The sequence below is a fragment of the Pseudomonas koreensis genome, from assembly GCF_024169245.1.
Classification (GTDB): domain Bacteria; phylum Pseudomonadota; class Gammaproteobacteria; order Pseudomonadales; family Pseudomonadaceae; genus Aquipseudomonas; species Aquipseudomonas koreensis_F.
On sequence record NZ_JALJWP010000001.1, the window covers coordinates 1,138,705 to 1,152,374 of the forward strand.

10 protein-coding genes are annotated in these 13,670 nt (G+C 63.0%); all 10 read right to left on the reverse strand.

All coding sequences use genetic code 11. The annotated features are described in order from the left end of the window. Positions 1-23: 23 nt before the first annotated feature. Positions 24-1,025, reverse strand: a complete 1,002-nt coding sequence (locus J2Y90_RS05350; protein ID WP_253497240.1) for a serine/threonine-protein kinase — start codon at positions 1,023-1,025, stop codon at positions 24-26. Next, a complete protein-coding gene (locus tag J2Y90_RS05355) occupies positions 1,022-1,750 on the reverse strand; it encodes a PP2C family protein-serine/threonine phosphatase (protein ID WP_041476618.1) in 729 nt (242 codons plus the stop codon). The genes J2Y90_RS05350 and J2Y90_RS05355 overlap by 4 nt, the downstream gene beginning before the upstream one ends. Continuing rightward, positions 1,750-5,289 carry a type VI secretion system membrane subunit TssM gene (tssM, locus tag J2Y90_RS05360; RefSeq protein WP_253497242.1) on the reverse strand — a complete coding sequence of 1,180 codons (3,540 nt, stop codon included), beginning with the start codon at positions 5,287-5,289 and terminating at the stop codon, positions 1,750-1,752. Before tssM ends, J2Y90_RS05355 begins: the two co-directional genes overlap by 1 nt. A gap of 14 nt (positions 5,290-5,303) precedes the next feature. Beyond that, the gene (gene icmH, locus J2Y90_RS05365) at positions 5,304-6,179 is read right to left on the reverse strand and encodes a type IVB secretion system protein IcmH/DotU (RefSeq protein WP_016772511.1); all 876 of its coding nucleotides are present in this window, start codon (positions 6,177-6,179) and stop codon (positions 5,304-5,306) included. Positions 6,180-6,184: 5 nt separating this feature from the next. Then, entirely contained in the window at positions 6,185-7,516 is a 1,332-nt protein-coding gene (gene tssK, locus J2Y90_RS05370) for a type VI secretion system baseplate subunit TssK (RefSeq protein ID WP_016772510.1), read from the reverse strand. Positions 7,517-7,518: 2 nt separating this feature from the next. Next, positions 7,519-8,019 (reverse strand): type VI secretion system lipoprotein TssJ, encoded by a 501-nt coding sequence (gene tssJ / locus J2Y90_RS05375; RefSeq protein ID WP_253497244.1) that lies wholly within the window; start codon positions 8,017-8,019, stop codon positions 7,519-7,521. A 5-nt stretch (positions 8,020-8,024) separates the two neighbouring features. Further along, entirely contained in the window at positions 8,025-9,221 is a 1,197-nt protein-coding gene (gene tagH, locus J2Y90_RS05380; protein ID WP_042608095.1) for a type VI secretion system-associated FHA domain protein TagH, read from the reverse strand. 18 nt (positions 9,222-9,239) lie between these two features. Next, positions 9,240-9,380 carry a hypothetical protein gene (locus tag J2Y90_RS05385; RefSeq protein WP_003229566.1) on the reverse strand — a complete coding sequence of 47 codons (141 nt, stop codon included), beginning with the start codon at positions 9,378-9,380 and terminating at the stop codon, positions 9,240-9,242. 93 nt (positions 9,381-9,473) lie between these two features. Then, entirely contained in the window at positions 9,474-10,994 is a 1,521-nt protein-coding gene (locus J2Y90_RS05390; RefSeq protein WP_253497246.1) for a sigma-54 interaction domain-containing protein, read from the reverse strand. A gap of 10 nt (positions 10,995-11,004) precedes the next feature. Further along, complete coding sequence (tssH, locus tag J2Y90_RS05395) at positions 11,005-13,662, reverse strand: type VI secretion system ATPase TssH (RefSeq protein ID WP_253497248.1); 2,658 nt, start codon at positions 13,660-13,662, stop codon at positions 11,005-11,007. Positions 13,663-13,670 lie beyond the last annotated feature (8 nt).

Here is a 13,670-nt window from a genome sequence, read left to right on the forward strand (position 1 = left end):
GCTCCCTGTTCGAATGTCATCCGTTACGCCCGAAGTCGCAGACGTTGCAGCCAGGACGAAGTGGCGCCCAAGGCGTCACGCAGTTGTTGGGCAGTGATGGTGCGCTCTGCCGGGTTGAAGCTCAGCGCGGTTCGCAGCGCTTGCCAGCCGTGCTGGGGTAGATTCGCTGGGGCGCGCAGCTCGCGCTCCAGGTGCTCGTCGCGGGCCTGGGTCGAGGGCAAGCGGCGGAACGGATGTTTGCCGCTCGCCAGTTCATAGATCACGCAGGCCACGCCGTACACGTCCGCGCTGGCCGACAACGGTTGACCCTCAAGCAGTTCGGGGGCGGCGTAGCCCGGGGTCCAGGCGTTGAAACGCTCGCGGCTCAGGTGCGGCAGGCCGGGCAAGGTGCCCTCTTCTGCCTGTCCCAGACCGAAGTCGAACAGGCGCAGGCCGTCTTCGCTGAGCATGACGTTGCTCGGTTTCAGGTCACCGTGCAGCACGCCGCGACGGTGGGCGTAGGCCAACGTGTCGAGCAGCGGCAGGACGATGTCGCGCAGTTCTTGCCACGGCAGGCCGAGGGGCCGCTCGCAGAGCAATTTGTCCAGGGTCAGGCCACGCATGTATTCCATGGTGATGAAGGCCCGCTGGCAGTCGGTGTCGACTTCAAAGGTGTGCGCACGCACGACGTTGTCGTGGCGCAGGCGTCGGGTCAGGGCGAACTCGCTGTAGAGCAAGGCACTGGCATCCGGCGATTCGGCAAATTCTTCGCTGAGGATTTTCAGCGCAATGTAAGGGTTGGGATCGCCGAACTGTTCGTGCAGCAGATCCCGCGCCCGGTAAACGGCGCCCATGCCACCGGCCCCGAGCAAGCGCTCGAGGTGGTAGCGACCGACGAGTACATCCGGCAGCGCACCGATGCTGGCCTTGGTCGGCGCCAGCAACGGTTCAGCCTTGTTGCCCTTGGCGAAGGCGAAGTAGGTCAGGTTGTTGGCCTGCTCCTCGCTGATCAGCAAGTCATCGATGGGCGATTCGAGTTCACTCATTGGCGGATCACCACGGCAGTCAGGTTGTCCCGCGCAGCGCCACGCAGAGCGCCGTCGAACAAACGTTCCAGCGCCACGTGCGGCGCGCTGAGGCTGAGGGCGTTGCCGAGGGCGTCGCTGCTCAGGCCCTGATACAAACCATCGCTGCAGAGCAAAAACACATCGCCCGGATAGACCTCGAGCTCGAGCACATCCAGGGTCAGTGTGTCGGCGGCGCCGACGGCTCGGGTCAAGGCCTGAGCCGCCGGGTGTGCTGCCGCCTGCTCGACGCTCATTTGCTGCTCGTCGATCAACTGCTGTTGCAGCGAATGGTCCTTGGACAGCTGATACAAACGCTGCCCGCGCCACATGTAGCAACGGCTGTCACCGGCCCAGATGCAGGCCGCGCGATTGCCTTCCACCAGCAGCGCGACGACGGTGCTGCCCATGATGCTGTCGTGGCGCCCGGCAGTGACGGTCAACTCTTGCCCCAGTCGCCGGTTCAGCCAGTGCAGGCACTGGCGGATGGCTTTGAGGCGTTCGTCGAAGTCCTCGTGTTGCGGCAACTCAGCCAGGCTGGCGACGATCAACTGGCTGGCGATGTCGCCACCCTGATGACCGCCCATGCCGTCCGCGACCACCCACAGCCCATGCTGCGGGGAATCGAGGAAGGCATCTTCGTTGCGCGCCCGCACCTTGCCCGGGTCGGTACGCGCCGCGCTGCGCCAGGGACTGGCCACCAGCATCAGAGCTGCACCGGCATACGGAAGGTGCGCAGCACGCCCATGTCGAACGGGTTCGGCGTGCGCTGGCTGGTCAGCAGGTAGTTGGCGCGCAGGCCGCCCACGTCGGCTTTCAGTACCAGCACGTCACGACCGTTCAGGTACTCGGTCTGCATCAGGTCGAACAGACGGAACAGCGACCATGGGCCGGAGTTCTTCTCGATACCGATCGGACGCCCGGCCATCTTGTCCATGACCAGACTGGTGCGACCGTCTTCAGCATCGGTCGGCCACTTGAAGGTCATTGGCAGGATCGGGCCGTGACGGTATTCCATGGTCTTGTCGCCGAACTTGAATTCTGAGCGACTGACCGCCGGATCGAGGGTGTATGGCTCAAGTTTGAACTGTACGGTCGGCTCGGCCGGGTTGATCGAGAAGAAGCTCTGGCGAATGGTCTGCGCCGCCGCCATCTGGTCGAGGTAGACCTTGGATACCGGCAGGCTGTGACCATCGACGCTGCGCATGCGGTAGTTGCCGGGATCGCCACTGACGAACGGACGCATGTAGCTGTCGAAGAAACGGTCGACGGTACCTTGAGCGCGGAAGAACTCACGGAAATCGCTGATCGCCACGTCGCTGGTGCTGCTGGCGCTGAACGGATAACGCTTGCTGATGGTTTTGCCATACACGCTGTACAGCTCGTTCTGATAACGGCCGTTCAGGTATTGGTAAGCATCGTTAAGCACCAGACGCCACGAGTCTTCGGCCAGTACGTTGAACCACACGCTGAGCGGACGCGGCAGACGACCGGAGGCATTGCGCAGGTTGGTCAGCGCATCACGCTGGCCGCTCATGCGCGTCTTGGCCATTTCGAACGCGGCTTGTTCCGGCGTGCTGGAACGGGCCAGACCGGCCAGTTGCAGTTGCAGGTCGTTGAGCGCGCTGAACGCTGGCGTCAGATCAGCGCCCGGGCCGTTGTTGTCATCGAGCAGACGATGCAGCGGTTCGAAGCGGCGTTGCAGGGATTTCTTCGCGGTGTCCGGCAGATTCTTCGCCACGTTCAGCGCCGAAGCCTTGTCGGCGGCGGCGGCGGCGAGTTTGCCGACCTTGCCCAGTTTGCCTTTCTGCCCGGCCAGCGCATCGGCGGCTTCGCCGGCTTCGTCGACCGGATCAACCGCAGCTTCGAAGCGGGTGTTTTCACGCACTTCGGTGAGCAATGCGAGGACCGGCGAGTTGGCCGAAGTCAGGCCCGCCAGTTGCTCGGCGCCTTCGCCGGCGTCGCTGATCGGTGGCAGCGCGACCTGGCCAACGGCTTCGCTCCAATAGTTGGCGTAGTCGCGGAAGTACAGTTGCTCCAGCTCGACCATCAGGCGACGCAAGTCCATGTCGCTGATGCCCGCACCTTCGCCCAGCACCCAGTTGTCGCGCAGGATATCGGTGACCAGCGCGGCGCCCTGCACCGAGAAATACTGCTGATAACCCTGTTGAGTGTAGAAACCCGGGATCACGTATTCGGTGCCGATGAACAGCGAGCCTTGCGGGCCGAGGTGTTGGCTGAAACGATAGTCCGGCAGGTTGCGCGCCTGCTCGCGGAGCATGCGGTAAACCACGTTGGCTAGCGATTCGCTGCGCAGGACCTGACGCGCCTGCGTCACCAGTTGGTCGTTCAGCGGGTAGATGAACGGCTGCTTGAGCAAGCGCTCAAGGTGAGTATTCAGACCGTTCTGCACAGCGGTGTTGCCGGTGTAGCGCTGCGACCAGTCAGTGGCGACCCAGTCCTTGAGCCACGCCGCGTCGCGACGATCCTTCATGTTCAACATCAGGTACGCGCGCAGGCTGTTGAGCAGTCGATCGCGGTCCTTCATGTTGGCGCGGATCTGCCCTTCCAGCATGGTCGCCACCCGCGGCAGCAACTGCGCTTCAAGTTCACGCTCGTAGGCGGTTTTCACCACCGGGTTGATCTCTTCGCCCTGATACAGGCCGCCACGCTCGTGGTACGAGACGTCGCCCTTGTTCGGGAACACCTGGGTCGCAGCGTAGCTGGTGTCGAGCACTTTCAGCACACCCATGGCGTCATCGCGCGGCGTGACGGCCGAGCGTTGCTGGGTCCAGTTCTGCGCCAGCGTGCGCAGGTTTTCCAGACGCTCGTAGTTGGCCGAGAAACCGCCGGCCCAAAGCATGCCGAACAGCGCCAGTGCCGCCAGTGCACCGACGTACAGCGCGCGCTGGCCCCAATGAATGCGGCTGCGCTCGCGCTTGTCCAGACCGGCCAGATCGGCCTCGGGGAAAATCACCTGGCTGAGCAAGTGATGGATGAACCGCGAACGGCCACTGCGCAGGGTCGGCAGCACGCCGGCGTTCATGCCGAGGCTGGCGCCGATGCCGGCGGTGGTCGAATCCATTTCCTGGGTCAGGTGCGGCGCGCTGGTCAGGTAGAAACCGCGCAGTTGCGTGGCACGCTGATAACGGTTGCCGGTGAACGCCATGTCGACGAACAGGCACAGGCGCTCGCCGATCTGCCCCAACTGATGCGGGAAATCGAGGATGCGTCCACGGCGCTGAGTATCGCGCTCGGAGTGCATGCGCATGATCACTTGGCTGTTCAGGCGGCGCAGCAGCTCTTCGAACTCGTTGCGCAGCACCGCGACGTCGGTGCCGACCTGATCCTTGCGGAAACTCGTGCCGAGCACTTGATCACTTTCCTCGCGGGTCAGTTGATCGAAGAACTCGTCGAAGCCGAGCAGCTTGTCAGCCTTGCTCAGCACCAGATACACCGGCACGTCGACGTGCAGTTTCTGATGCACGTCCTGCAGACGGCTGCGCACCTGGCGCGCCAGCGTATCGATGTCCTGCTCGCTGCCGCCGGTCAGGGTTTCCACCGGAATGGTCACCAGCACGCCGTTAAGCGGACGGCCACGACGACGCTTGCGCAGCAGCTCCAGCAGGGTGGTCCAGGCGTTGCCGTCGACTTCGGCGTCCGGCTGAGTCGTGTAGCGCCCGGCGGTATCGATCAGCACACCGTGGTCGGCAAAATACCAGTCGCAATGACGGGTGCCGAGGGTGTCGCGAGTGAGCTTGCGGTCGATCTTGTTGATCGGGAATTCCAGCCCGGAAAAGTCCAGCAGGCTGGTCTTGCCGGAAGCCTGCGGACCGATCAGCAGGTACCACGGCAAGTCACTGCGCCAGCGCTCGCTGCGACCGCGATACAGGCTCGACGTCTTCAGGGTTTTCAGTGCGTCCTTGAAACGCGCCTTCAACTCTTTCTGTTCTTCGTCGATCAGCTCTTCGCGGCGAATGCGGTCCTGGCCGTCCTCGCTTTCTTCCTCGGCTTTCTTGCGGATACCGGCGCGCCAGCTGACGAAGACCATGGTCAGGCCCCAGATCAGGAACAGCACGCTGATGGTCAGCAGGCGCGAGGTCGCGCTTTCCCAGAACTTGTAATCATCAACCGCCAACAGTGGGCCGACAAACCACACCAGCAGTGCCACGAACAGCACCAGCAGCAAGGTCCAGACCCAGGTCTGGCGCAGGAAGGCGCCGACTTTCTTGAAAAACTTTTTCATCACACGTCCCTGTTTTACGGCTGCGCCTGCGGTTGCACCGCGGCTGGATCAAGCGGCTGATAAGGATGCAGAACGGTGTCGCGTTGTTCGCTCAGGACCCAGGCGAAGCCCGAATACATCACCACCAGACAGACCAGAGTAAAGAGCACCACCATCCACGCCGGCACGATGCGCACCAGGTTGCGGCGCTGATCGTTGAGACCTTCCCAGTGCGGCGACAACTCGCGCGGCACGTCGCCGCGCAACTGACGGATCTGCCGGTACAAGGCGTCGCGGATGCCTTCGAGTTCGAGCATGCCGCGTGCCTGCACGCGGTACTTGCCCTCGAAACCGAGCGACAGGCACAGGTACATCAGTTCGAGCATCGGCAGGTGCTTGACCGGGTTTTTCGACAGCCGATCGAGCAGCTGGAAAAACTTCTCGCCGCCGAAGGTTTCGTTGTGGAAGCTGCTCAGCAGGCTCATCTGCGACCACTCGCTTTCGTTGCCCCACGGCGTGGTCACGACGGCTTCGTCGACCACGGTGCAGAGCACGTAACGCGCGGCCATTACCTGGCTGCTTTCCGCACCATTGTGCAGGGCGCGCACTTCGAACAACTTGAGCCCGGCGGTCAGCCGCTCATTCAGCGCGTACAGATCTTCGCGGGTCTCGCTGTGCTTGAGACGCACCACTTCCGAGAGCAGGTCGGACGAGGCTGCCACCAGCGAGTTGAGGCTGATGTTGAACGCCTCCGCCGGACGCAGGCGCGCGGCGTAGATCATGCGTTCTTCCAGTTGCTCGAAACGCGGCGGTGCGGCGAAATCGGTCAGCGGACTCGATGCCGGTCCGTGGCCCTGACGGTCGAGCAGGACGGTTTTGTCGTCCTGGTTGTAATCCGTTTCCTTGATCATGTCGGTCAGTTCCTGATGGCCCAGAATTTCAGTTCAAGCTCGGCGAATTCGCCGGACACGTGGAACGCGAAACCGCCGGAGCGCTCGAGTTGTGCCAGGTCTTCGGAACTGAGTTCGAGGATGAAATAGGTTTTGTTCGAGTGGAACGCGATCTGCCGTGGGGCCACCGGCAACGGTTTGACCTTGATCCCCGGCAAGTGCAGGTTGACCAGTTGGCGGATGCGCTCCACCGGGCCGACCTTGAGGTGCTGCGGCAAGCGCTGGCGCAATTCTTCGGAGTCGCAGTTGGCACTGGCCGCCAGCACGAACGAGGCCGAGCCGAGCAGTTTGTGGTCGTGCAACGGCGAGACGATGATGCCGTACTGACGCGCCTGCAGGATCAGTTCGATGGCGTGCTGTTCGAGCACCATCGACAGTACCTGGCGGATCGCTTCCATCAGTTTGCGGAAGCTTGCGCCCTGATCGGCGTGGGAATAGCGGCTGTCCAGACGCGGGCGTTTGCTCTCGCCGGAGAAGGTCGCCAGATCGCCGAGCATGGTCAGCAGCGTGCGGTACAGCTCTTCCGGATGCACCTGCTCCAGGCCGAGGTAATGGCGCAGCAGCAGTTCGGTACGGTTGATCAGTTGCAGCATCATGAAGTCGCCGACTTCAGCGCCGCCGACCTTGCCGTTGGAGCGAATCCGCTCGGCAATGGTGTCGCCGCGGTGGCTGAGCATGCTGATGACTTCTTTCAGGCACGACAGCAGATAGCTCGAGGCGTGGGCCTGAATGTAGGTCGGGACGAAATCCGGATCGAGGCTGATCACGCCGTCGGGCGTGGTGTCGAGCACGTCGCAGATTTTCAGCTTCACGTAGGCCTGATCGCTCTGCTGCTCGCCGAGCAGCAGTTTGAAGTCCGGACGCCCGCAGCTGACCTGACTGGCGGAATCATCACCAGCGTTGGAGTCGGCGACTTCGGCGTCATACGCGGTGTAGCGCGCGAGCACGTCGGATTGCTCCGGGCGGCGGGCCTCGATGTGGTTGCCGGTGACCAGTGGCAGCGCCAGATAGATCGGCGTGTTGCCGGTGTTTGGCGGCACGTCCAGTGCCAGCGGTTCAGTGTTGCCGCCGAGTTCGAACAGGCTGCCGTCCGGCAGAATCCCCGAGGCTTCACTGATCACCAGTTTGCCCATGTTGAGGAACTGCAAGTCGATTTCCAGATTGAGAAAACCCCAGGTGTAGCCACCAAGCAATTGCGTGCGGGTTTTCATCTGGTGATCGTAATAACGATCGTTGTGCTGGAAGTGCTGCGGGCGCAGCAGCATGCCTTCCTGCCAAATGACTTTATGGGTGTTCATGATCAGTCATCCGCCTTGGCGAGCACTTGTTGGGTGTTGCGGATACCGGCCTGATCGAGGGTCAGATCAGCCTCGGTGAGTTCCAGCGGAGTGATCTGCACGGTGTGCCGCCATTGCGTATCCGCGAGGTCGCGATAGGCCGCGAGGATGCCCACGTAACGGCTGCCCTCCTCCACGCTGAGTTTCAGTTCCACGGTTTCACCCGGGCGCAGTTCGAGTTCTTCGCTGGCCACCAGATCCGGGTTGAGGGATTCCTTGGCGCGTTCGTAGAGACTGAAGAAATCAGCGTTCTCGAAGGTCACCGGGTGCTTGAGTTCGAACAGGCGCACGACGATCGGCGACGGCCGCCCGTTGAGGTCCGGGTTGAGCTGATCGCTGCCGGTCAGCTTGAGGTTGATCTTGGTCACTTTCGAGTACGGCGACAGCGACGAGCAACCGGCGAGCAGCACCAGCACGGTGAGCGCAGTCAGCGTCTTGAAAAAAGCGGTCGAGCGGCGAGACATGCGCATCATCCTTGGTGGTCGGTGTGGAGGGTGGAGATCAGGCGGATCTGTTCTTCGTAGGCCTGGGCGAAGTCGCGGGCCAGCAGACGCTCGCTCCAGTCATCGTCCTGACGCAGTGCCTGGTGATAGCGGCCGAACGCTCTCCAGCGCCCGCCCGATGTCGCGATCAACGGCTTGTTGTCGCGCTCGAAACGCAGGGTCAGTTGCTCTGGCGAGAAGTGCTCCAGCGTGCCACGCACGGCGGCGCGACTGGCCGTCAGCAGAGCCACTTGATGCGCCTGCAAATCGCGGAACGCGCGGGAGATCGCTTGCTCGGCCGGCAGATGTCCGGGCTTGCTTGGCTGCAACAGAATCTGCAGCGCTTCGCTCGGATCGACGGCGAATTTCAGCGGGTTCTTGTTGGTGCCTTGCACGGTGGTCTGGGCCAGACGCAGCTCGTTTTTCAGCTCCGAGCGGGTACGCAGGCTCTGCTGCAAACCGCCGATGCTCTGGCGCAGCAGGCGCGCTGCGTTCAGCGCCAGCGCTTCACGTTCGTCGTGGCTGAGGGCTTTGACGTCGACGCCCAGCGCCGCGCCGAAGTGCTCCCAGAAACCTTCGCTCTGACGCTCGACGGCTTTCGGCGCAGGCGCCGGCTCAGGCTCGACCGGGGCGGCAATCAGCTCCGGGACCATCAGGCTTTCCATGTCGATGCGCGCGTAGTCGGCACGCTGACGGGAATCTTCCGGCTTGGCGGTGGGCGACAGCAGCTCGTCGATTTCCGAGTAGACGCGCTCTTGCTGTTCGAGGGCATTGAGCGGGTCGAGATCGAGGAACGCGTCGTCCGGAATGATGCTGCCAGCGGCACGCGGGCGGCCGACTTCGCCGTCGAACGTGGCCGGGTCGCGGACCAGCCGCGCACGGATCTCGAAGTCGCCGAGAATGTAGGTGCTGCCGTGCTCGATGCGCACCGGCTCGCCCTTGTGCAGGCGTGCGCCGCTGCTGCCGTCCTGAACACCGTTGCTGCTGGTGTCGGTGAGGAAAAACGAGCCCTCGCGGTAACTGACAATCGCGTGGTGATTGGACAGGTGACGCTTGCGGTCAGGGATGATCCAGTCGCAGTCCTCGCCGCGCCCGATCACGCCACCGGCCTGTTTGAAGGTCCGCTGGCACAACTCGGTGGGCACGAACTGCTTGGTGTTCAGCATTTCGAAAACCAATTCCATGTTTGATGCTCCTTGCGGTCACTTGCCGCGATTGACCGCTTGCGGATCACCCAACGGGCGATAGTCGTTGTCGTTGAATTTGTAATTGCCGCTACAGCCGCCAAGGCCGCATAGAACGACGAGGGTCAGCAGGACAGCGTGCCAGTGACGAACAGACATCAGAGGGTCTCCAGGTGTAGACAAAGCACAAAGCGCCGACCCTTGCGGGCGGCGCTGAAATGGGTTTTTGCGGAAAAATCGCTGACCTTTTGCCTAGCCATCGAAATCTCCCAGATTGATGTTCAAGCGCCCCAGTCGATACAACAGCGTGCGCCGCGGCAGGCCCAGTTCGCGGGCGGCGAGGGTCTGGTTGCCGTCGTTCTTGCGCAGGCAATCGAGGAGCAATGTGCGCTCGACCTGTTCCAGCCGTTCGCGCAGATTCAGGCCGCTGTTGTCCTCGGGCATCGGTTCGAGGCGCAGGGAAAAATGTTCGGCGAGCAACTCGCCACCCTCGCACAGCAGCACCGCGCGCTCGACCAGTGCCTTGAGTTCGCGAACGTTGCCGGGAAAGGTGTAACCGCACAGATGCTCCAGCGCCGAGTCCGACCAGCGCACAGGATCGCGCTGCAAAAACGTGCAGGTCTTCTCGGCAAAGTGCCGGGCCAGATCGAGGATGTCGCCTTCGCGCTGACGCAGTGCCGGCAGCTCGATCGGGAATTGCGCGAGGCGGTAGTACAAGTCCTCGCGGAACTTGCCTTCGCTGACCAGCACCGCCAGATCACGGTGCGTCGCGGCGATGATGCGCACGTCGATCTTGTGCGTGTCGTTGGAACCCAGCGGACGAATTTCACCTTCCTGCAACACGCGCAGTATCTTCGCTTGCAGCGACAACGGCATGTCACCGATTTCATCGAGCAGCAGCGTGCCGCCATTGGCCGCGTCGAACAACCCGGCGCGATCGCGATCGGCACCGGTGAAGGCGCCTTTGCGGTAGCCGAACAGTTCGCTTTCGAGCAGGTTTTCTGGAAACGCCGCGCAGTTCTGCACGATGAACGCCTGGGAGCGACGCGGGCCGCAATCGTGAATCGCCCGTGCCACCACTTCCTTGCCGGTGCCGGTCTCGCCACGCAACAGCACGGTGTACGGGCTGTGAAGAATCTTGCTGATCAGCGAATAGGTCTGGCGCATCGCCGCGCTTTTGCCGATCAGGCCGTAGCCGCTGATGCTCGGCACACTGCGTGTGGCGGTGGCCGATTCGGCGGCTGGCTGACGCAGGCGTTGCAGCAGATGCAGTTGGCCGAGCACGAACGAGCCGAGCTGGCCGAGGGAGTCGGCAAAACCTTGCAGATCGGTGCGCCGACGGCTGGCGCAGAGCAGCAAGCCCTCCACCGACTTGTGCTGATTGACCAGCGGCACGCACAACAGCGACTGCCACGGCGTGCTCGCCGCCGGCAGAAAACTGGTTTCGTGCAGGCTGCCGGTCAGGTCGTCAAGGCACACCACACGGTTCTGGCACAGGGCGAATTGCAGCAGTTGTTCGCCGTTGTAATCCGCCGGCAGGCTCGCCGCCTGACGCGGTTGCAGCGCGCCGTCGAGGCACTCGGCGTTCATCCCCAGGCAAGTGTGGGTGGCGTCGAGCAGATACAGCTGAGTCAGTTCACAACCGCTCAGCTCGGCCAGACCACGGACGAATTCACCCAGCAGCGCAGCACTGTCCGCCGCCCGCGACAGACTGGCGAACTGCGCCAGCAACGCTTCGGCGTAGACCAGTGGCTGCGGCACCTGAGTGAACATCACGCCCACCTCAGACGAACTCGCAGGTCACGCTGGAGTTGCCGTCGAGCGTGGCATGCACACGCTTGAGGCTTTCACCGGTCGCCATCGCGTCGAGCAGACGATCGGCCACCAGCGGCAGTACGTGCTGGTCAAGCAGATGGTCGATCAGGCGCGCGCCGCTTTCGCTTTGCGTGCAACGCTCGGACAGGTGATCGACGAGGCTCTGGCACCAGCTGAATTCCAGCTGACGACGGTTCAGGCGTTCGCCGAGACGACCGAGTTTGATCTCGATCAGCTCGCGCAGCACCGGGCCGCCCACCGGGTAGTACGGCACCACTTTCATCCGCGCCAGCAGCGCCGGTTTGAAGTGCTTGCTGAGCACCGGGCGAATGGTTTCTTCGAGGACTTCGGCGGTCGGCCGTGCGCCGTTTTCGCAGAGGTCGCTGATCTTGTCGCTGCCGAGGTTCGAGGTCATCAGGATCAGCGTGTTGCGGAAGTCGATTTCGCGACCTTCGCCGTCGTTGGCCACGCCTTTGTCGAAGATCTGGTAGAACAGGTTGAGCACGTCCGGATCAGCCTTCTCGACTTCATCGAGCAACACCACCGAATACGGCTTCTGGCGCACGGCTTCGGTGAGCATGCCGCCCTCGCCGTAACCGACGTAGCCTGGCGGTGCACCGATCAGGCGCGAAACAGTGTGCTTCTCCTGGAACTCGGACATGTTGATGGTGGTGATGAAACGATCGCCGCCGTACAACAGGTCAGCCAGGGCCAGCGCGGTTTCGGTTTTGCCGACACCGCTCGGGCCGACCAGCAGGAACACGCCCACTGGCGCGTCAGGTTTGTTCAGGCCGGCAGCGGTGGCGCGCATCGAGCGGTCCAGTGCGTGCACGGCTTGTTCCTGGCCACGGATGCGTGTGCGCAGATCGGTGGCGAAACTGGCGACCTTGGCGTTGTGCTCGCGGGCCAGTTGCGCCAGTGGCACACCGGTCCAGGCGCTGATCACTTCGGCGACCAGACGCGGACACACTTCGAAGCTGACCAGACGTTCTTTGACTTGCGCGGCAGTCAACGCGGCGTGGGTTTCATGCAACTGAGCTTCCAGCGCTTCGACGCTCTGGCCTTCTTCGACTTCGGCGACCACGGTTTCAATCACGGTGCCTTCGGCGTCTTCTTCAACGCTGACGGTCGGCTCGACCGCTGCGGCTTCGCGGGCCTTGGCCAGTTGCTGACGCAGTTCCAGCAGACGCTCGGCCAGTTCTTTCTGTTCAGTCCAGAGCGTTTCCAGTGCAACCATTTCGCTTTCGGCTTCATCCAGCCGCGCTTCCAGTGCCTCCAGCGCTTCGTGATCGATCAGCAGACCGGCCTCGGCATCGCGGCGCAGGGCCTGACGCTGACGGCCACCTTCAGCCAGTTCGCCACGCAGGCGCTCGAGACTTTCCGGGGCGGCGGCGAGGCTGATGCGCACGCGGGCGCAGGCGGTGTCGAGGACATCGACGGCTTTGTCCGGCAGTTGCCGACCGGCCAGGTAACGCGCGGACAATTCAGCGGCGGACACCACCGCGTCATCGCGCAGGTAGATGCCGTGGCTCTTCTCGTAGACCTGAGCCAGACCACGCAGAATGGTCACCGCTTCGCTGACGGTCGGTTCGTGCAGTTGCACCGGTTGGAAGCGACGGGCCAGCGCCGGATCTTTCTCGAAGTATTTCTTGTACTCGGCCCAGGTGGTCGCGGCGATGGTGCGCAGTTCGCCACGGGCCAGCGCCGGTTTCAGCAGGTTGGCCGCGTCTGAGCCGCCGGCATTGCCGCCCGCGCCGATCAAAGTGTGGGCTTCGTCGATGAACAGAATGATCGGTTTTGGCGAGGCTTTGACTTCATCGATCACGCCTTTCAGACGGCGCTCGAATTCACCTTTGACGCTGGCGCCGGCCTGCAACAGGCCCATGTCCAGCGACAGCAACTCAACGCCTTTGAGTACCTGCGGCACTTCACCGGCGGCGATGCGCGAAGCGAGGCCTTCGACGATGGCGGTTTTACCGACACCGGCCTCACCGACGACGATCGGGTTGTTCTTGCGGCGACGGGCGAGGATGTCGACCATCTGCCGGATCGCGCCGTCACGGCACAGCACCGGGTCGAGTTTGCCGTCGCGGGCCTGCTGGGTCAGGTTGTGGGTGAAGCGCTGCAACAGCGATTCGCCCTGCGCCGCCGGTTTGCCATTGGCCGCCGGTTGCTCCTGTTGCGACAGGGCAAATTCTTTCAGGCGATCGATGTTCAGCTTGGCGAGCAGCGGTTGATAGCGGCTGCCGGCGTAACGCATCGGGTTGCGCAGCAACGCCAGGATCAGCGCGGCGTCTTCGACTTGGGTCTGGCCCAGTTCGAGGTTGGCCACCAGCAGTGCGTCTTGCAGCCATTGCACCAGTTCCGGGGCGAACACCGGGTTGCGCGAAGCGCTGTGTTCGACCCGCGATTGCAATGCAGCGGTCAGTTCACCGGCGTCGACGTCAGCATCTTGCAACGCGCGCGACAGCAAGCCGTTCGGACGCTCGAGCAAGCCCAGCAGCAAGTCTTCGACAAGAATCTTGCTGCCGCCCCGGGCCACACAACGCTCAGCCGAACGCTCCAGATCACGACGGGTTTCGGCGTCCAGCGCCTGGATGAGTTGTTGCAGGTCTACGTTGATCATGGCTCACG